This is a genomic window from Massilia haematophila, from assembly GCF_042647645.1.
Taxonomy (GTDB): Bacteria; Pseudomonadota; Gammaproteobacteria; order Burkholderiales; family Burkholderiaceae_D; genus Telluria; species Telluria haematophila.
This window is the reverse complement of record NZ_JBHRVV010000001.1, coordinates 4,150,492-4,168,085: the sequence shown is the minus strand read 5'-3', so window position 1 is coordinate 4,168,085 and position 17,594 is coordinate 4,150,492. Positions and strand designations below refer to the sequence as shown.

Genomic DNA, 17,594 nt, shown 5'->3' with positions numbered 1-17,594 from the left:
GACGATTTCCACCACTGACATAACGATCTGGTAAGCTTTGCCAAATAAGCTTTGCCAAATTGAATTGTTTGCGGAGGACGGTATGGACCTCGATTCGCTGTTCAAGCTGCCCATCGTCCAGGGACCGATGGCGGGCGGCGCCACGACGCCGGAGCTGGTCGCCGCCGTCTCGAATGCCGGCGCCGTCGGCGCCTTTGCCGGCTCGCTCCTTTCCCCGAGCGTGATCCGCACCCAGGTCGAGCGCATCCGCAGCCTGACCGACCGTCCTTTCCTCCTGAATTTCTTCGTCCAGAAAACCCCGGCGCCGACTGCCGAGGAAATCGCGCGCGGCGCCGAACTCTTGCGCCCGGTCTGGGAAAGCCTGGGCTGGGCCGAACTGCCGCAACCGAAGCAATGGTGCGAAGACTTCGATGCCCAGTTCGAGACCCTGCTGGCGCTGCGCCCGGCCGGCGCCAGTTTTACCTTCGGCATTCTCGACGCGGTCCAGGTCGAGCGCCTGCACGCGGCCGGCATCCTGGCGATCGGCACCGTCACCACGGTCGAGGAAGCCCTGGCCTGGCAAGCCGTCGGCGCGGATGCCGTGATCGCTTCCGGCATCGAGGCCGGCGGCCACCGCGGCACCTTCATCGGGCGCCAGGAAGACGCGACCCTCGCGGCGCGCGCACTCTGGCCGGCCGTGGTCCAGGCCGTCTCGATTCCCGTGATCGCCGCCGGCGGCATCATGGATGGCGCCGACATCAAGGCGGCGCTGGCGCTGGGCGCGAAGGCGGTGCAGATGGGCACGGCCTTCCTCGTCACCGAGGAGTCGGGCATCCACCCGGCGTATAAACAGCGCCTGATCGAGGCGCAGGGGCAGCCGACCCGCCTGACGCGCAGCTTTTCCGGACGCTACGCACGCGGCATCGAAAACCGCTTCATGCGCCAGATGGCGGCAAGCGAGGCGCAGGTGCCGCCTTACCCGATCCAGAACGCGCTGACCGGCAGCATCCGCGCCGCCGCGGCCAAAAGCGGCGACACCGAACTGATGTCGCTCTGGGCCGGCACAGGCGTGGCGCGGGCGCGGCCGATGCCAGCCGCGCGCCTGGTGGAATTACTGGCATCCGAATTGCAATCCTGAGGGAGAAACCTGGGTGGAATCGGCTGGAGAATACGACTACATCATCGTTGGGGCCGGTACTTCCGGATGCGTGCTGGCCAATCGCCTGACCCTCGACAAGGACGTCAACGTCCTCCTCATCGAAGCGGGCGCGCGCGACGACTACCTCTGGATCCACATCCCGGTCGGCTACCTGCACTGCATCGGCAATCCGCGCACCGACTGGCTGTTCAACACCGAACCCGACCCGGGCCTGGGCGGCCGGGCCTTGATCTACCCACGTGGAAAAGTGCTGGGCGGCAGCTCCTCGATCAACGGCATGATCTACATGCGCGGGCAGAAGGGCGACTACGACCGCTGGGCCGAGGCCTGCGGCGACGATTCCTGGCGCTGGGACCAGGTGCTGCCCTTGTTTAAAAAGAGCGAAGACCATTACCGCGGCGCCAGCGAACTGCACGGCGCCGGCGGCGAATGGCGCGTCGAAAAGCAGCGATTGTCCTGGCAGATCCTGGATGCCTTCCGCGACGCCGCCGCCGAAGTCGGCATCGCGAAAGTCGACGATTTCAATACCGGCGACAATGCCGGTTCCTCTTACTTCGAGGTCAACCAGCGGCGCGGCATTCGCCTGAACACGGCCAAGGCTTTCCTGAAACCGGCGGCCCAGCGCCCGAATCTCACCATCATGACGGGCTGCCACGTGGAACGTCTGCTGATCGAGGCGAGTGGGGAGGGCAAGGTTTGCCGCGGCGTGCAGTTCAGCGGCGGCGGGCGCATGTTCACGGCGACTGCCCACCGCGAAACCCTGCTGGCCGCGGGCGCGATCGGCTCGCCCCACATCCTGCAATTGTCGGGCGTCGGCCCGGCAGCAAGCCTGCAGCGCCACGGCATCGCGCCGCTGGTGGATGCGCCCGGCGTCGGCGAAAACCTGCAGGATCACCTGCAACTGCGCATGGTCTACAAGGTCAGCGGCGTCAAAACCCTGAACGAAACGGCGTCGAACTGGTTCGGCAAGATGAAGATCGGTCTCGAGTATGCGTTGTTCCAGAGCGGACCGATGTCGATGGCGCCTTCGCAGCTGGGCGTGTTCGCGCGCTCGGGCCCGGAGGAGGCGACGCCGAACCTGCAATACCACGTGCAACCGCTGTCGCTGGACAAGTTCGGCGACCCGCTGCACGGCTTCCCGGCCTTTACGGCCAGCGTGTGCAACCTGCGCCCGACCGCGCGCGGCCATGTGCGCATCGCCTCGAACGACAGCTATGCGCCGCCGAAGATCACGCCGAACTACCTGAGCACGATGGAAGACCGGCGCACGGCCGCTGCGGCGCTGGCGCTGACGCGCCACATCGTGTCCGCGCCGTCGCTGGCGAAATACCAGCCGCAGGAATTCAAGCCCGGTCCCCTGTACCAGACCGAGGAAGAGCTGGCCGAAGCAGCGGGCCTGATCGGCACCACGATTTTCCACCCGGTCGGCACCTGCCGCATGGGCAAGCGCGACGATCCGCTGGCGGTGGTCGACAGCCAGCTGCGCGTCATCGGCGTCGAGCGCCTGCGCGTGGTCGATGCGTCGATCATGCCGTTCATCACCTCCGGAAATACGAACTCGCCGACCTTGATGATCGCGGAGAAGGCGGCGCGGATGATCGCCGGGCGCTGATGGTCAACGTAGGGTGGGCACGCCGTGCCCACGCGTTACGGGCGCATGTTGTGGCCACGAGCCGCGCCTTGTCGCTCGCGACATCCGAATCGGAACGTGGCGGACTTGCGGTGAGGTTCGTGGGCGATGTATTCAGACCGCAGGTGCAAGGATGAGCACGTAACGCGTGGGCACGGAGTGCCCACCCTACGAGGTCCGTAGGGCGAAACACTCCCATACCTCGTGCATTTATGCACACCGGGTGGGCAAATCTACCCACCCTGTGCAGCTGCGCACAGGGCTTGCGTTGTATTGTGGACCATAACTGTTGTGTGTAATATCTGTTAAGACCTTACGCAGATAGGGCTCAGTTCTCGAGCAGTACGTGTTAAACGTTCCGGAGACACAATGGCAGAAGTCATTCTTGAAACAAAGCGCCTCACCAAGGAGTTCAAGGGTTTCACTGCCGTCAGCGGCGTCGACCTGCGGGTGCAGCGCGGTCACATCCATGCGCTGATCGGCCCCAACGGTGCGGGCAAGACCACCTGCTTCAACCTGCTCACCAAGTTCCTCGTTCCCTCGTCCGGCCAGATCCTGTTCAATGGCCGCGACATCACGCAGGCGAAACCGGCGCAGATCGCGCGCATGGGCATCATCCGTTCCTTCCAGATTTCCGCCGTCTTCCCGCACCTGACCGTGCTGCAGAACGTGCGCATCGGCCTGCAGCGCGGGCTCGGCACCAGCTTTCATTTCTGGCGCAGCGAACGCTCGCTCGACCAGCTGAACGATCGCGCGATGGCGCTCTTGGCCGAGGTCGACCTCGAGGGCTTCGCCGACACCATCACCGCCGACCTGCCGTACGGCCGCAAGCGCGCGCTCGAGATCGCCACCACGCTGGCGATGGAGCCCGAACTGATGCTGCTCGACGAGCCGACCCAGGGCATGGGCCACGAGGACGTGCACCGCGTGACGGCACTGATCAAGAAGGTGTCCCAGGGCCGCACCATCCTGATGGTCGAGCACAACATGAACGTCGTCTCCGGCATCTGCGACCGCATCTCGGTGCTGCAGCGCGGCGCCATGCTGGCCGAAGGGACGTATGCCGAGGTATCGAAGAATCCGCAGGTGATGCAGGCCTACATGGGCAGCGCCGACGGCGAACTGGAAGGAGCCCACGCATGAGTCCAGCCGCCAACGCCGCCGCGCTCGAGATCAGCAACCTGCAGGCCTGGTACGGCGAATCGCACATCCTGCACGACATCGGCTTCACGGTGGCCCAAGGCGAAGTCGTCACCCTGCTGGGCCGCAACGGCGCCGGGCGCACCACCACGCTGCGCGCCATCATGGGCCTGACCGGGCGCCGCACCGGCTCCATCAAGATCAACGGCGTCGAATCGATTGCGCTGCCGACGCACCGCATCGCCCACCTCGGCGTCGGCTATTGCCCGGAAGAGCGGGGCATCTTCTCCTCGCTGTCGACCGAGGAAAACCTGCTGCTGCCGCCGGTGCTGCCGAAGGCCGGCAGCGCGATGTCGCTCGACGAGATCTACGAGATGTTCCCGAATCTGTACGAGCGCCGCCACAGCCAGGGCACGCGCCTGTCGGGCGGCGAGCAGCAGATGCTGGCGGTGGCGCGCATCCTGCGCACCGGCGCGCGCCTGTTGCTGCTCGACGAAATCTCGGAAGGCCTGGCGCCGGTCATCGTGCAGAGCCTGGCGCGCATGATCACCACGCTCAAGGGCAAGGGCTACACGATCGTCATGGTCGAACAGAATTTCCGCTTCGCCGCGCCGCTGGCGGACCGGTTTCACGTGGTCGAGCACGGCCAGATCGTCGAGACCATCGGCGCCGCCGATCTCGACGCGCGGATGCCGGTGCTGACCGAGCTGCTGGGAGTTTAAGCAGAGGCTTCAGCAACAGACGTTTTTTCACGCTTCACATACAACAACGGAGACAAGATGAAACGCACGACCCTCGCCCTCGCCACCGCCGCCGCCTTTGCCGGCTTCGCCGTCCCCGCGCATGCCCAGATCAGCGGCGACACCATCAAGATCGGCATGATTACCGACCTGTCCGGCGTCTATTCCGACGTCGACGGCAACGGCGGCGCCGAAGCCGTGCGCATGGCGATCGCCGACCTGGGCGGCGCCGTCAACGGCAAGAAGATCCAGTTCATGGTCGCCGACCACCAGAACAAGCCGGACATCGCCGCCTCCAAGGCGCGCGAATGGTTCGACCAGCAGGGCGTCGACATGCTGATCGGCGGCACCAACTCGGGCGCCAGCCTGGCCATGGCCAAGGTTGCGGCCGAGAAGAAGAAAGTCTTCATCTCGATCGGCGCCGGCACCGCACAGCTGACCAACGAGCAGTGCTCGCCCTACACCGTGCACTACGCCTACGACACCGTGGCGCTGGCGCGCGGCACCGGTTCCGCAGTGCTGAAGCAGGGCGGCAAGAGCTGGTATTTCCTGACCGCCGACTACGCCTTCGGCCAGTCGCTCGAGAAGGACACCTCGGACGTCATCAAGAAGAACGGCGGCACCGTGATGGGCAGCGTCAAGCACCCGCTGTCGGCCTCGGACTTCTCGTCCTTCCTGCTGCAGGCGCAATCCTCGAAAGCGCAGGTGCTGGGCCTGGCCAACGCCGGCGGCGACACCATCAACTCGATCAAGGCCGCCAACGAGTTCGGCCTGACCAAGAAGATGAAGATCGCCGGCCTGCTGGTGTTCATCAACGACGTCCACACCCTCGGCCTGAACACCACGCAAGGCATGTACCTGACCGACGGCTGGTACTGGGACCAGAACGCCGACACCCGCGCCTGGGCCAAGCGCTACTTCGCCAAGATGAAGAAGCAGCCGTCGATGCTGCAGGCGGCCGACTACTCCGCGACCACCAACTACCTGAACGCGGTCAAGGCCACCGGCACCGACGACTCGACCAAGATCATGGAACACCTGAAGGCGACCAAGATCAACGACATGTTCGCCAAGAACGGCGTGATCCGTCCGGACGGCCGCATGGTTTACGACATGTACCTGATGCAGGTGAAAACGCCGAAGGAATCGAAGGGGCCGTGGGACTACTACAAGGTCGTCGCCACGATTCCGGGCGAGCAGGCGTACACGACCAAGGCCGAGACCAAGTGCGCGGCGTGGAAGTGATTGGTTTGCTCGCGTTCGACATCGATGCCACGTTGACGCGAGCCTGAGTTGAACGCGTGGGCGGCGCACCTGCCGCGTGTGCGCATCCCCCGGGTGTAGCCGCCCACGCGTTCGACGCACATTCGAATTACCCCGGCGCTTGCCGGCTTGGCGCCACCCAATGCCTTCGCTGGCGCCTCAACTGCTTCCGACTTAACCCCTGGTGCCTATGGAAATCTTCGGAGTCCCCCTGCAAGCCCTGATGAGCCAGCTCCTGCTGGGCCTGGTCAACGGTTCCTTCTACGCGATGCTCTCGCTGGGTTTGGCCGTCATTTTTGGCCTCTTGAACGTCATCAATTTTTCGCATGGCGCCCTGTACATGATGGGCGCCTTCATCGCCTTCATCGGCGTCAGCACCTATGAGCTGAACTACTGGATGATGCTGGTGCTCGCGCCGCTGGTGGTCGGCGCCTTCGGCATCGCCGTCGAGAAGACCATGCTGCGCTGGCTCTACAAGCTCGACCATCTCTATGGACTGCTGCTGACCTTCGGCATCACGCTGCTGCTGGAAGGCGTGTTCCGTTCCTTCTTCGGCGTCTCGGGCCAGACCCTGGACGTGCCCGAGCAGCTGGCCGGCGCCACCGACCTCGGCTTCATGATCCTGCCGAACTACCGCGCCTGGGTCGTCGCCGCCTCGCTCACGGTCTGCCTCGGCACCTGGTTCGTGATCGAAAAGACCCGCCTCGGCGCCTACCTGCGCGCCGGCACCGAGAACCCGAAACTGGTCGAGGCCTTCGGCATCAACGTGCCGCGCATGGTCACGCTGACCTACGGTTTCGGGGTCGCGCTGGCCGGCCTGGCCGGCGTGCTGGCGGCGCCCGTGATCAACGTCACGCCGCTGATGGGCTCGAACCTGATCATCGTCGTCTTCGCCGTGGTCGTGATCGGCGGCATGGGTTCCATTCTCGGCTCCATCGTCACCGGCCTGATGCTGGGCGTGATCGAGGGCTTCACCCGCGTCTACTATCCGGAAGGCTCGGAAGTGGTCGTGTTCGTGGTCATGGTCATCGTGCTGCTGCTGCGCCCGGCCGGCCTGTTCGGGAAGGAGAAGTAAGCATGAGCAAGAAAATCGGTTACGGCATCGCTCTCGCCCTGGCGCTGGCCGCGCCTTTCTTCGGCTATCCGGTGTTCCTGATGAAGCTGCTGTGCTTCGCCCTGTTCGCCTGCGCCTTCAACCTGCTGATCGGCTTTACCGGCCTGCTGTCGTTCGGCCACGCCGCCTTTTTCGGCAGCGCGGGTTACGTCACCGGCCACCTGCTGACGGTGGTCGGCCTGCCGACCGAGCTGGGCATCCTGGCCGGCGTGGCCGCCAGCGCCGTGCTCGGCCTGGTCGTCGGATCGCTGGCGATCCGCCGCCAGGGCATCTATTTTTCGATGATCACCCTGGCCCTGGCGCAGATGGTCTACTTCGCCGCGCTGCGCAGCCCCTACACCCACGGCGAGGACGGCCTGCAGGGCGTGCCGCGCGGGCGCCTGTTCGGCGTGCTCGACCTCGGCAACGACCTGACCCTGTACTACGTGGTGCTGGCCATCGCCGTGCTCGGCTTCGCCTTGATCGTGCGCACCGTGCACTCGCCCTTCGGTCAGGTGCTGAAAGCGATCAAGGAGAACGAGCCGCGCGCCATTTCGCTGGGCTACGACGCCGACCGCTACAAGCTGCTCGCCTTCGTGCTGTCGGCTGCACTGACCGGCCTGGCCGGCGCTACCAAGACCCTGGTGCTCGGCTTCGAGACCCTGACCGACGTGCACTGGACCATGTCGGGCCTGGTGGTCCTGATGACCCTGGTCGGCGGCATGGGCACCATGGCCGGTCCGATCATCGGCGCTTTCGTCATCGTCGCGCTGGAAAACAAGCTGGGCGACCTGGGCCTGTGGCTGAGCGAGACCACCGGCATTGCTTGGTTCTCGACGCTGGGCGAATCGGTGGGCATGGTGACCGGCCTGATCTTCATCGTCTGCGTGCTGCTGTTCCGCCGCGGCATCGTCGGCGAGATCGGCGCCTTGCTCGAGCGTCGCGCGCGCGCCAGGCCCGACGCTGGCGCTAGAATGGCCGTGAACAAGGAACGGGAGGTCGCGTGAAAGAGTCATCGGCGACGTTGAGCGTGAATGGTTTGCGCATGCATGTGATGAGCGCGGGGGAGGGGCCGCCCGTCCTGCTGCTGCATGGCTTTCCCGACACCCACGTCGTCTGGCGCAAGCAGGTCGGTCCGCTGGTGCGCGCCGGCTACCGCGTGATCGCCCCCGACCTGCGCGGCTATGGCCAGACCGATGCGCCCGAGGCCGTGGCGGCCTACCGCACCGAGCACCTGGTGGCCGACATGCTGGCGCTGCTCGACGTGATGGGCATCCCGAAGGCGCGCGTCGTCGGCCACGACTGGGGAGCGCTGATCGGCTGGCTGCTGTGCATGCGCGCGCCGCAACGGGTCGAGCAATACGTGGCGCTGTCGGTCGGCCATCCGGCGGCGTTCGCGCGCGCCGGCATCATGCAGCGCCTGCGCAGCAGCTACATGCTGTGGTTCATGACCCCGCTGCTGCCCGAAAAATCGCTGACCGCCGCCGACTTCTTCGCCATGCGGCATTTCACGTCCGATCGCACGCAACTGTCGCACTGGCGCCGCGACCTGCGCGAGCCCGGCCGCATGACCGCGGCCCTGAATTATTACCGGGCGAATGTGCCGCATGGCTTTAACCTTGGCGGCAAGACCGAGCCGGTGAGGGTGCCGGTGATGGGCATCTGGAGCAGCCGCGATGTCGCGCTCACGGAAGAGCAGATGCGCGACTCGTCGCAGTACGTGGCCGAGACCTTCCGCTACGAGCGCATCGAGGGCGCCGACCACTGGCTGCAATTGACCGCGGCCGACCAGGTCAATGCGCTGCTGCTCGATTTCTTTGCAAGCCTGCCACGGGCCGCAGCAGCCCAGCCGGGCTGAACTTCTTCTAAATCTCTACAGCGCCGCAGCGTAGATCGCGCGCGCATCTTCCCGCGTCATGTCCCGCGGATTGTTCCCGAGCAGGCGGGTCTGGAGCATGGCGTCGTCCGCCAGCCGGTCCAGGTCCTCCGCCTTGATGCCGACCTGCTGCAGCGTGGTCTGGATGCCGGTCATGCGGGCGGTCTGCTGCATGGCCGCGATCAGCGCTTCGGTGCGCGCCTCCGCGCTGCCGCTGGCGTGTGGGACGGCGATCGCCGCCAGCTCGGCATACAGCGCCGCCGCCGCCGGCGCATTGAAACGCAGCACGTGCGGCAGCACCAGGGAATTCGACAGGCCGTGCGCGACGTGGAAGATGCCGCCGACCGGATAGGCCAGCGCGTGCACCGCGGCGACCGGCGCGTTCGAGAAGGCCTGGCCGGCCAGGCAGGCGCCCAGCAGCATGGCCTGGCGCACCTCGAGCCGGCTGCCGTTTTCGCAGGCAGGGATCAGGTTGCGCGACAGCAGTTCCAGCGCCTGGCGCGCCAGCGTGTCCGACAGCGGATTTTTCTTGTGGCGGCTGGTATATGCCTCGATCGCGTGGACCATGGCGTCGATGCCGGTGGCCGCGGTGACCATCGGCGGCAGGCCCAGGGTCAGCGCCGCGTCCAGCACGGCTAGGTCGGCGTAGAGCTGGGGAGAGACCACGCCCATCTTGGTGGTGGCGCCGGTGGTCACGATCGCGATGTTCGTCACCTCGGAGCCGGTGCCGGCGGTGGTCGGCACCTGCACCAACGGCAGGCGGCTGCCCGTCACTTTCCCGATGCCGTAGATCTCGGCCAGCGGCTGTTCGCTCGCCGTCAGTACCGCGACCAGCTTGGCGACGTCCATCGAGCTGCCGCCGCCCAGGCCGATCACGAGATCGGTGTCGTTCGCGCGGGCGAAGTCCACCGCTGCCATGACGACGTCTTCCGGCGGATCGGCGACCACGCCTGAAAACACGCTGACCGTGAAACCCTGGCGCTTCAAATCGAGGCAGGGCATCTCGGCCAGGCCGGTACGCAGGAAACCGGCGTCGGTGACGACCAGCGCGCGGCGGGAGGAGGGGAAGCGTTCGCGGACAATCTCGCCGAGGCGGCTGGCGGCGCCGGGTTCGGAAACGATGTGGGCGACGGTGCTGAAGGCAAAGGCGGTCATGGTTGTTCCCGTGCGTTTGGATCGATAAAGAGTACACCAGAATGGCTGGGCTGCGGAAAAGTTGGAGGCTGCGTCGAGGTCCGAACCTGCGTACAATTTCGTCTCTTCAACGTATCGAAAGCGGTAGATGATTGACTTCGTATGGCTCGGCGGCGCGGCCTTTCTCGCCGGGCTGGTGGACGCCGTGGTGGGCGGCGGCGGCCTGATCCAGGTTCCCGCGATCTTTTCCCTCTTGCCGAAGGAAGTGCCGGCGACCTTGCTCGGCACGAATAAACTGGCGAGTATCTTCGGCACCGGTGCCGCGGCAGTGAACTACAGTCGCCGCGTACGTGTTGCCTGGAGCGCGGCGGCGCCGGCGGCGCTGGCGGCCTTTGCCCTTTCCTTTGTCGGTGCCTGGACCGTCACCCGGATACCGGGCGACTTCGTGCGCAGCCTGCTGCCGCTGATCCTGCTGGCGGTGGCCATCTATACTTTCCGCAAGAAGGACCTGGGCTCGGTGCACGCGCCCGTCCATAGCGGCGCGGCGGAACGTTGGTGGGCGATCGGGATGGGCGCGGCGATCGGTTTTTATGATGGCTTCTTCGGTCCGGGTACCGGCAGCTTCCTGATTTTCCTGTACGTTCGTTTCTTCGGCTTCGACTTCCTCAGCGCCTCGGCGGCGGCGAAAATCGTGAACGTCGCCTGTAATTTGTCGGCGCTGCTGTGGTTCGGCTACAGCGGTCACCTGCTCTGGCAGCTGGGCCTGTTGATGGCTTGCTGCCAGATCGCCGGCTCCCTGGTCGGTACCCGCCTTGCGATCAAGCACGGTAGTGCCTTCGTGCGCAAACTGTTCCTGGTCGTGGTCTCGGTCCTGATCGTCAAGACAGGCTTCGATGCGATCGTGCGCTGGGCGAGCTAAGTCGCTGTTTCACGTGGAACAAAAGCCGGGTTCGCCCGGCTTTTTTTTATGGCTGCGCGTCGTCACATGGGTTGATTGTTTCACGTGGAACAGCGATCACCGTGCTTTGACACTGTGTTCCACGTGAAACAAAAACCGTCGCGTTTTCGGTCCGGCCTGAGTCCGCGCCAGTAAATGCTTCTATAATCGAGAATTAGTCTCCTCGCTCCACACTTCCATCATGCTATTTCCTACTGAATTCGACGTGATCGTCGTCGGTGGCGGCCATGCCGGCACCGAGGCGGCACTCGCGTCCGCACGCACGGGGCAGAAGACGCTGCTCCTGACGCACAACATCGAAACCCTGGGCCAGATGTCCTGCAACCCGTCGATTGGCGGCATCGGCAAGGGCCACCTGGTCAAGGAAGTCGACGCCCTCGGTGGCGCGATGGCCATTGCCACCGATGAATCCGGCATCCAGTTTCGCATCCTGAACTCGTCCAAAGGCCCGGCCGTGCGCGCCACCCGCGCCCAGGCCGACCGCATCCTGTACAAGCAGGCGATCCGCTCGCGCCTGGAAAACCAGCCGAATTTGTGGCTGTTCCAGCAGGCCGTCGACGACCTGATGGTGGAGGGCGACCGCGTGGTCGGCGCCGTCACCCAGATCGGCCTGCAATTCCGCGCCCGCGCCGTCGTGCTGACGGCAGGCACTTTCCTGGACGGTAAGATCCACGTAGGCCTGCAGAATTACACCGCCGGCCGCGCCGGCGATCCGGCGGCCTTGTCCCTGTCCGCCCGCCTGAAAGAGCTGAAGCTGCCGCAGGGCCGCTTGAAAACCGGTACGCCGCCGCGCATCGACGGCCGCAGCATCGACTTCTCGGTACTGACCGAGCAGCCCGGCGACCTCGATCCGGTCCCCGTGTTTTCCTACATGGGCAAGGCCAGCATGCACCCGCGCCAGGTGCCGTGCTGGGTCACGCACACCAACGCGCAAACCCACGACATCATCCGCAACGGCCTCGACCGCAGCCCGATGTACACCGGTGTCATCGAGGGTGTCGGCCCCCGTTACTGCCCCTCGATCGAGGACAAGATCCACCGCTTCTCCTCGAAGGAATCGCACCAGATCTTCCTCGAACCGGAAGGCCTGACGACCAACGAGTTCTACCCGAACGGGATCTCGACCAGCCTGCCGTTCGACGTGCAGCTGGCCCTGGTGCGCTCGATGAAAGGCATGGAAAACGCCTTCATCCTGCGTCCGGGCTATGCCATCGAATACGATTATTTCGACCCGCGCGGCCTCAAATCCTCGCTCGAAACCAAGGCAATCCGCGGCCTGTTCTTCGCCGGCCAGATCAACGGCACCACCGGCTACGAGGAAGCGGCGGCCCAGGGCCTGCTCGCCGGCCTGAACGCGGCGCTGCAAACCAAGGGACAGGATGCCTGGACCCCGGGCCGTTCGGAAGCGTATCTCGGCGTGCTGGTCGACGACCTCACCACCCAGGGCGTGGCCGAGCCTTACCGCATGTTCACCAGCCGCGCCGAGTACCGCCTGTCGCTGCGCGAAGATAACGCCGACATGCGCCTGACGGAGATCGGCCGCAAGCTCGGCGTCGTCGGCGACGCCCAGTGGGAAGCGTTTGAAAAGAAGCGCGAAGCGGTGGCGCGCGAGCTCGAGCGCCTGCGCTCGACCTGGGTCAACCCGCGCATCCTGGCAGCCGCCGAGTCCGAGCGCGTGGTGGGGCAGGCGATTGAACGCGAGTACAACCTGGCCGACCTGCTGCGCAGGCCGAACGTCGATTACGACACCCTGGTGACGATGGTGGGTAGCGAAGGCCAGCCCCTGGGCGGCCCGGGTGTGGAAGATCCGGCGGTCAAGGAACAGGTCGAAATCCAGCTGAAATACGCGGGCTATATCGACCGCCAGGCGCGTGAAGTCGAGCGTCATGACCACTACGAGAACCTGAAACTGCCTGAAAACCTGGACTACCTGGAGATCGCGGCGCTGTCGATCGAGGTGCGCCAGAAGCTGGATAAACAGCGTCCCGAGACCCTGGGCCAGGCCTCGCGCATCTCGGGCGTGACCCCGGCGGCGATCTCCCTGCTGCTGGTGCACCTGAAAAAACGCGGCGCCAAGGGCTTTACGTCGGCCCCGGCAGTGGATGCGGAGGCCGCGCAATGAGGGGTTTTGACCGCGAAAAACTGATGCAGGTGCTGAACGACGGCATCGACGAACTCGATTTGCCCCTGTGGGCCGCGCAGCGCGAGCAATTGATGGACTACCTGGCGCTGATGGCCAAGTGGAACGGCGTCTACAACCTGACCTCGCTGCGCGACCCGATGCAGATGGTGACCCACCACCTGCTCGATTCGCTGGCCGCGGTGCCGGCGTTCGAGGGCGTAAAAAGCGTGCTCGACGTCGGGGCAGGGGGCGGCTTGCCGGGACTGGTGCTGGCCATTGCCCGGCCCGACATGCAGGTATCCCTGATCGACACCGTGCACAAGAAAACCGCCTTCCTGACCCAGGTCAAGGCAGAACTCGGCCTGGCCAACGTGACCGTGTACACGATGAAGGTGCAGGATTTGAAGGCGGGGCCTTTCGAGGTCATCACCTCGCGCGCTTTTGCCGACCTCTCGGATTTCGTCAACTGGTCCGGGCACCTGCTGGCCGAGGGCGGCAGATTCATCGCCCTGAAAGGCACGGCGCCGGCCGAGGAGCAGCAAAGGCTGCCCCAGGAATGGAAGGTGCAGGAATTGCGGCCTTTGCGGGTGCCCAAGCTGGAAGCGGAACGCCACCTGGTATTCATCGAGCGAAATCGACAAACGATTCAATAAACAAACATAACGATATAAACGGTTTATACCGTTTAAACCAGATAAACCGTTTATACGGTTTAAAAGGTATGAACGGTATAGCAGGATGTATCGTGTCCGGATGAGATAGATGGCAAAGATTTTTTGCGTTGCAAACCAAAAGGGGGGCGTCGGCAAGACGACCACCAGCGTCAACCTGGCCGCAGGCCTGGCCAAGCTCGAGCAGCGTGTGCTGCTGGTCGACCTCGACCCGCAGGGTAACGCGACCATGGGCGCGGGCATCAACAAGGCGACGCTGGAAAGCTCGACCTACGAGGTGCTGCTGGGCGAGGCCGAGGTGAGCGCCGCACGCGTGCGTTCGGAAGCAGGGCGCTTCGACGTGCTGCCGGCGAACCGCGAGCTGGCCGGCGCCGAAGTCGAGATGGTCGAACTGGACAGCCGCGAGCGCCGCCTGAAGCACGCGCTGGCGAAGGTGGATGCGGAGTACGACTTCATCCTGGTCGACTGCCCGCCGGCATTGTCGATGCTGACCCTGAACGGCCTGTGCGCCGCGCACGGCGTCATCATTCCGATGCAGTGCGAGTACTACGCGCTGGAGGGCCTGTCCGACCTGGTCAACACGATCAAGAAGGTGCACGCCAACCTGAACACGGATTTGAAGATCATCGGCCTCTTGCGCGTGATGTTCGATCCGCGCATGACGCTGTCGCAGCAGGTGTCGAAGCAGCTCGAGCAGCATTTCGGCGGCAAGGTCTTTAAAACCATCATCCCGCGCAACGTGCGCCTGGCCGAGGCGCCGTCGTACGGCGTGCCCGGCGTGACGTTCGACCCTTCCTCGAAAGGGGCGCAGGCCTACATCGCGTTCGGGGCCGAGATGGTCGAGCGCATCAAGACGATGTAATCAGGAGTTATCCACATGGCGACCAAAAAACTCAAGGGCCTCGGCCGCGGCCTCGACGCATTGCTGGGAGGCGGGCTGGACGACGCACCCGCACCCGCGGGCGCGCCTTCGGCCTTGCCGATCTCCCAACTGCAGGCAGGTAAGTACCAGCCGCGCACCCGGATGGACGAGGGCGCGCTGAACGAACTGGCGGCCTCGATCAAGAGCCAGGGCGTAATGCAGCCGGTGCTGGTGCGGCCGGTCGACGGCGGCCGCTACGAGATCATCGCCGGCGAACGCCGTTTCCGCGCCGCCCAGCTGGCCGGGCTCGAAGAGATCCCGGTGCTGGTGCGCGAGGTCGACGACCAGTCGGCCGCCGCCATGGCGCTGATCGAGAACATGCAGCGCGAAGACCTGAATCCGCTGGAAGAGGCGCAGGGCATCGCGCGCCTGATCTCGGATTTCAATTTCACTCACGAACAGGCCGCCAGCGCGGTTGGCCGTTCCAGGAGCGCCGTCTCGAACCTGCTGCGCCTGGTGAACCTGGCCCAGCCGGTGCAGACCATGCTGATGGCCGGCGACATCGACATGGGCCATGCCCGCGCCTTGCTGTCCGTGGACAACGCCAGCCAGATCGCGCTGGCGAACCAGGTCGTGGCGAAGCGGCTGTCGGTGCGCGAAACCGAAAAACTGGTGGCGCGCGCGATCGAGGAGCAGAACAGCCCGGCGGCGACAGCGCGCCAGAAGGACAAGTCGGGCGACATCGTGCGCCTGGAAGAAGAGCTGTCGGACCGCCTGGCAACGCCGGTCGTGTTCAAGATGGGGCCGAAAGGGAAGGGGCAGATGATCATCGACTTCCAGAACCTCGACGTGCTCGAAGGCGTACTGGCGCGTTTGCGCGCATGATCCCACGGCGAACCGGTTCGCCTGCCTGAGCCGAAACGTAGGGTGGGCGGCTTGTCATCCGGTCCACCGGACCGGATGATCCCACGCGTACAACCGAAGTTCGCAGAGCCGCACCCTTCATCAGCTCCCTCCATCAACTTTGCTGACGCCAGCCGTCCGACCTCGCTGTGTCGCATCGATCGCAAACATTTGTCGGTAACTTGCAACAATAGTTCGGAAACTGGCCGAACGATGAGACTTAACAGGATGCTCTCTTCTTTCAGCATCCCGGCATTGCTTGCGTTTTCTGAACGCGTGGGCGGCAAAGCCGCCCACCCTACGTCCTTCGGCATGCTTCGCGCGCGATTTCGAAGCCGAAATCCTCTCCCGACATCTGTATTCCGACACGCGAACTGCGGCGAAAACTGTTCGTTCTGTCAATATTTATGACACATTTTCCTGCCTCCACCACTACCACTTGAGAGCCGGAATCGTTTGACTCAACGGGTATAACGAACTTATAATCCCGCTGATTCATGTAATTACCACACCGTAACTCGGTTTCTCATGGCTAAGGCGAAAGAATAAAAATGTTGCGCCTGGTCTCCCTGCAATTGTTCGCAACAGTAGTCGCAGGCCTCATCGCCGCACTGCTGGGGGGATGGCCTGCGATGTTTTCGGCGGTGCTGGGCGGAATCTGTTGTGTCTTGCCTAATGGCATCATGGCGCTGCGCTTGTTTGCCGCCGCACACAAACCGGGCGGGACGAACCCGCTGACGTTTTTTGTCTGGGAACTTATAAAGATTGCACTGACGCTTGCCCTGCTGGGAGCAACTGCGTGGTTGTACCGCGATCTAAATTGGCTGGCGCTTCTCGCCGGCTTCATCGTGGCGCTGAAAAGTTACATATTCTTATTATTTAGGCACTGATAATGGCGACTCCAACCGCAGAAGGCGCAACCCACGCGCCCACCGCTTCAGAATACATCCGACACCACCTGGGCCACCTGGCGAACCACCACCAGGATAACCCGGTCGACTTCAACGTCCTGCACTACGACACCATCTTCTGGTCGGTCGCCATGGGCGTCGTCGGCTGCCTGATCCTGTGGATGGCGGCGCGCAAGGCCACCTCCGGCGTGCCGGGCCGCTTCCAGGCTGCCGTCGAGATGCTGGTCGAGATGGTCGAAGACCAGTCGAAGTCGATCGTCCACGGCGACCGCAGCTTCATCGCGCCGCTGGCGCTGACCGTGTTCGTCTGGGTCGCCCTGATGAACTCGCTGGACTTCCTGCCGGTTGATATGTTCGCGGAAGCCTTCAAGTGGTTCGGCGTCGAGCACCTGTTCCCCTACCATCGCGTGGTTCCGACCGCCGACCTGAACGGCACCATCGGCATTTCGCTGGGCGTGCTGGTCCTGATGCTGTACTACGGCATCAAGGTCAAGGGCCTGGGCGGCTGGCTCCACGAACTGTTCGCAGCACCGTTCGGCATCTACATGGCGCCGTTCAACCTGCTGCTGAACATCATCGAATACGCAGCAAAAATGGTGTCGCTCGGTATGCGACTGTTCGGCAACATGTTCGCCGGCGAGCTGCTGTTCCTATTGATCGCTTTGCTTGGTTCGACCGCGACCGTCTTCGGTTTCGTCGGCCACGTAATCGCAGGCTCGATCTGGGCGATCTTCCACATCCTGATCGTGTTCCTGCAGGCATTCATCTTCATGATGCTGACGCTGGTGTACCTCGGTCAGGCCCACGAAGGCCACTGATCGGCGCCGCAAGCATCGAACAAGATAGTGGTTGTAACGAAGTTGTAGTTTTTAATCTAGTTTTTAAATTAACTTTTTGGAGTAATCATGACTGACGTTTCTTTTGTTGCACTGGCTTGCGGTTTGATCATCGGCCTCGGCGCTATCGGCGCATGTATCGGTATCGCTCTGATGGGCGGTAAGTACCTGGAAGCCTCGGCACGTCAGCCTGAACTGATGAACACCCTGCAGACCAAGATGTTCCTGCTGGCTGGCCTGATCGACGCGGCATTCCTGATCGGCGTTGGTATCGCCATGCTGTTCGCTTTCGCAAACCCGTTCACCCCGGTCTAATC

17 protein-coding genes are annotated in these 17,594 nt (G+C 64.0%); 16 read left to right on the top strand and 1 reads right to left on the bottom strand.

The window, feature by feature from the left end; translation table 11 throughout:
- The first annotated feature begins 82 nt into the window (after nucleotides 1–82).
- The 8 genes from ACFOPH_RS18485 to ACFOPH_RS18450 all read left to right on the top strand — a co-directional run bounded on the left by ACFOPH_RS18485 (nucleotide 83) and on the right by ACFOPH_RS18450 (nucleotide 8,862).
- Nucleotides 83–1,117 carry an NAD(P)H-dependent flavin oxidoreductase gene (locus tag ACFOPH_RS18485; RefSeq protein ID WP_379736844.1) on the top strand — a complete coding sequence of 345 codons (1,035 nt, stop codon included), beginning with the start codon at nucleotides 83–85 and terminating at the stop codon, nucleotides 1,115–1,117.
- Between the two features lie 13 nt (nucleotides 1,118–1,130).
- Entirely contained in the window at nucleotides 1,131–2,750 is a 1,620-nt protein-coding gene (locus ACFOPH_RS18480) for a GMC family oxidoreductase (protein WP_312547453.1), read from the top strand.
- A 387-nt stretch (nucleotides 2,751–3,137) separates the two neighbouring features.
- Complete coding sequence (locus tag ACFOPH_RS18475) at nucleotides 3,138–3,911, top strand: ABC transporter ATP-binding protein (protein ID WP_312547452.1); 774 nt, start codon at nucleotides 3,138–3,140, stop codon at nucleotides 3,909–3,911.
- Entirely contained in the window at nucleotides 3,908–4,630 is a 723-nt protein-coding gene (locus tag ACFOPH_RS18470; RefSeq protein ID WP_379736842.1) for an ABC transporter ATP-binding protein, read from the top strand. The genes ACFOPH_RS18475 and ACFOPH_RS18470 overlap by 4 nt, the downstream gene beginning before the upstream one ends.
- Before the next feature lie 57 nt (nucleotides 4,631–4,687).
- Entirely contained in the window at nucleotides 4,688–5,893 is a 1,206-nt protein-coding gene (locus ACFOPH_RS18465) for an ABC transporter substrate-binding protein (RefSeq protein WP_379736840.1), read from the top strand.
- Between the two features lie 208 nt (nucleotides 5,894–6,101).
- Nucleotides 6,102–6,986, top strand: a complete 885-nt coding sequence (locus ACFOPH_RS18460) for a branched-chain amino acid ABC transporter permease (protein ID WP_312547447.1) — start codon at nucleotides 6,102–6,104, stop codon at nucleotides 6,984–6,986.
- Nucleotides 6,987–6,988: 2 nt separating this feature from the next.
- Nucleotides 6,989–8,011 (top strand): branched-chain amino acid ABC transporter permease, encoded by a 1,023-nt coding sequence (locus ACFOPH_RS18455; protein WP_379736838.1) that lies wholly within the window; start codon nucleotides 6,989–6,991, stop codon nucleotides 8,009–8,011.
- Nucleotides 8,008–8,862, top strand: coding sequence for an alpha/beta fold hydrolase (locus ACFOPH_RS18450; protein ID WP_312547444.1), 855 nt, complete (start codon nucleotides 8,008–8,010; stop codon nucleotides 8,860–8,862). The genes ACFOPH_RS18455 and ACFOPH_RS18450 overlap by 4 nt, the downstream gene beginning before the upstream one ends.
- A 15-nt stretch (nucleotides 8,863–8,877) precedes the next feature.
- On the opposite strand, the gene ACFOPH_RS18445 is transcribed toward ACFOPH_RS18450, so the two are convergent.
- The gene (locus ACFOPH_RS18445; protein ID WP_312547443.1) at nucleotides 8,878–10,035 is read right to left on the bottom strand and encodes an iron-containing alcohol dehydrogenase; all 1,158 of its coding nucleotides are present in this window, start codon (nucleotides 10,033–10,035) and stop codon (nucleotides 8,878–8,880) included.
- 127 nt (nucleotides 10,036–10,162) lie between these two features.
- Here ACFOPH_RS18445 and ACFOPH_RS18440 point away from each other — a divergent pair, with 127 nt between their 5' ends.
- The 8 genes from ACFOPH_RS18440 (at nucleotide 10,163) to atpE (ending at nucleotide 17,592) form a co-directional block, all read left to right on the top strand.
- Nucleotides 10,163–10,933, top strand: a complete 771-nt coding sequence (locus ACFOPH_RS18440) for a sulfite exporter TauE/SafE family protein (protein ID WP_312547441.1) — start codon at nucleotides 10,163–10,165, stop codon at nucleotides 10,931–10,933.
- A 220-nt stretch (nucleotides 10,934–11,153) separates the two neighbouring features.
- Nucleotides 11,154–13,094: a tRNA uridine-5-carboxymethylaminomethyl(34) synthesis enzyme MnmG gene (gene mnmG / locus ACFOPH_RS18435; protein WP_312547440.1), complete on the top strand. Its 1,941-nt coding sequence runs from the start codon at nucleotides 11,154–11,156 to the stop codon at nucleotides 13,092–13,094.
- Complete coding sequence (rsmG, locus tag ACFOPH_RS18430) at nucleotides 13,091–13,747, top strand: 16S rRNA (guanine(527)-N(7))-methyltransferase RsmG (protein ID WP_312547439.1); 657 nt, start codon at nucleotides 13,091–13,093, stop codon at nucleotides 13,745–13,747. The genes mnmG and rsmG overlap by 4 nt, the downstream gene beginning before the upstream one ends.
- A gap of 109 nt (nucleotides 13,748–13,856) precedes the next feature.
- On the top strand, nucleotides 13,857–14,627 hold the full coding sequence (locus tag ACFOPH_RS18425) for a ParA family protein (protein ID WP_312547437.1): 771 nt from the start codon (nucleotides 13,857–13,859) through the stop codon (nucleotides 14,625–14,627).
- Nucleotides 14,628–14,642: 15 nt separating this feature from the next.
- The gene (locus ACFOPH_RS18420; protein WP_312547435.1) at nucleotides 14,643–15,512 is read left to right on the top strand and encodes a ParB/RepB/Spo0J family partition protein; all 870 of its coding nucleotides are present in this window, start codon (nucleotides 14,643–14,645) and stop codon (nucleotides 15,510–15,512) included.
- A gap of 569 nt (nucleotides 15,513–16,081) precedes the next feature.
- On the top strand, nucleotides 16,082–16,420 hold the full coding sequence (locus tag ACFOPH_RS18415; RefSeq protein ID WP_312547434.1) for an ATP synthase subunit I: 339 nt from the start codon (nucleotides 16,082–16,084) through the stop codon (nucleotides 16,418–16,420).
- 2 nt (nucleotides 16,421–16,422) lie between these two features.
- Nucleotides 16,423–17,259, top strand: coding sequence for a F0F1 ATP synthase subunit A (gene atpB / locus ACFOPH_RS18410; RefSeq protein ID WP_312547433.1), 837 nt, complete (start codon nucleotides 16,423–16,425; stop codon nucleotides 17,257–17,259).
- An 87-nt stretch (nucleotides 17,260–17,346) separates the two neighbouring features.
- Nucleotides 17,347–17,592 (top strand): F0F1 ATP synthase subunit C, encoded by a 246-nt coding sequence (atpE, locus tag ACFOPH_RS18405; RefSeq protein ID WP_312547432.1) that lies wholly within the window; start codon nucleotides 17,347–17,349, stop codon nucleotides 17,590–17,592.
- The last annotated feature ends 2 nt before the right edge of the window (nucleotides 17,593–17,594 follow it).

Excerpts from the sequence above, each read along its gene's own strand:
- ACFOPH_RS18485 (WP_379736844.1), top strand. The coding sequence starts at position 83 with ATGGACCTCGATTCGCTGTTCAAGCTGCCCATCGTCCAGGGACCGATG.
- ACFOPH_RS18475 (WP_312547452.1), top strand. The coding sequence starts at position 3,138 with ATGGCAGAAGTCATTCTTGAAACAAAGCGCCTCACCAAGGAGTTCAAG.
- ACFOPH_RS18470 (WP_379736842.1), top strand. The coding sequence starts at position 3,908 with ATGAGTCCAGCCGCCAACGCCGCCGCGCTCGAGATCAGCAACCTGCAG.
- ACFOPH_RS18465 (WP_379736840.1), top strand. The coding sequence starts at position 4,688 with ATGAAACGCACGACCCTCGCCCTCGCCACCGCCGCCGCCTTTGCCGGC.
- ACFOPH_RS18460 (WP_312547447.1), top strand. The coding sequence starts at position 6,102 with ATGGAAATCTTCGGAGTCCCCCTGCAAGCCCTGATGAGCCAGCTCCTG.
- ACFOPH_RS18455 (WP_379736838.1), top strand. The coding sequence starts at position 6,989 with ATGAGCAAGAAAATCGGTTACGGCATCGCTCTCGCCCTGGCGCTGGCC.
- ACFOPH_RS18445 (WP_312547443.1), bottom strand. The coding sequence starts at position 10,035 with ATGACCGCCTTTGCCTTCAGCACCGTCGCCCACATCGTTTCCGAACCC.
- ACFOPH_RS18440 (WP_312547441.1), top strand. The coding sequence starts at position 10,163 with ATGATTGACTTCGTATGGCTCGGCGGCGCGGCCTTTCTCGCCGGGCTG.
- mnmG (WP_312547440.1), top strand. The coding sequence starts at position 11,154 with ATGCTATTTCCTACTGAATTCGACGTGATCGTCGTCGGTGGCGGCCAT.
- rsmG (WP_312547439.1), top strand. The coding sequence starts at position 13,091 with ATGAGGGGTTTTGACCGCGAAAAACTGATGCAGGTGCTGAACGACGGC.
- ACFOPH_RS18425 (WP_312547437.1), top strand. The coding sequence starts at position 13,857 with ATGGCAAAGATTTTTTGCGTTGCAAACCAAAAGGGGGGCGTCGGCAAG.
- ACFOPH_RS18420 (WP_312547435.1), top strand. The coding sequence starts at position 14,643 with ATGGCGACCAAAAAACTCAAGGGCCTCGGCCGCGGCCTCGACGCATTG.
- ACFOPH_RS18415 (WP_312547434.1), top strand. The coding sequence starts at position 16,082 with ATGTTGCGCCTGGTCTCCCTGCAATTGTTCGCAACAGTAGTCGCAGGC.
- atpB (WP_312547433.1), top strand. The coding sequence starts at position 16,423 with ATGGCGACTCCAACCGCAGAAGGCGCAACCCACGCGCCCACCGCTTCA.
- atpE (WP_312547432.1), top strand. The coding sequence starts at position 17,347 with ATGACTGACGTTTCTTTTGTTGCACTGGCTTGCGGTTTGATCATCGGC.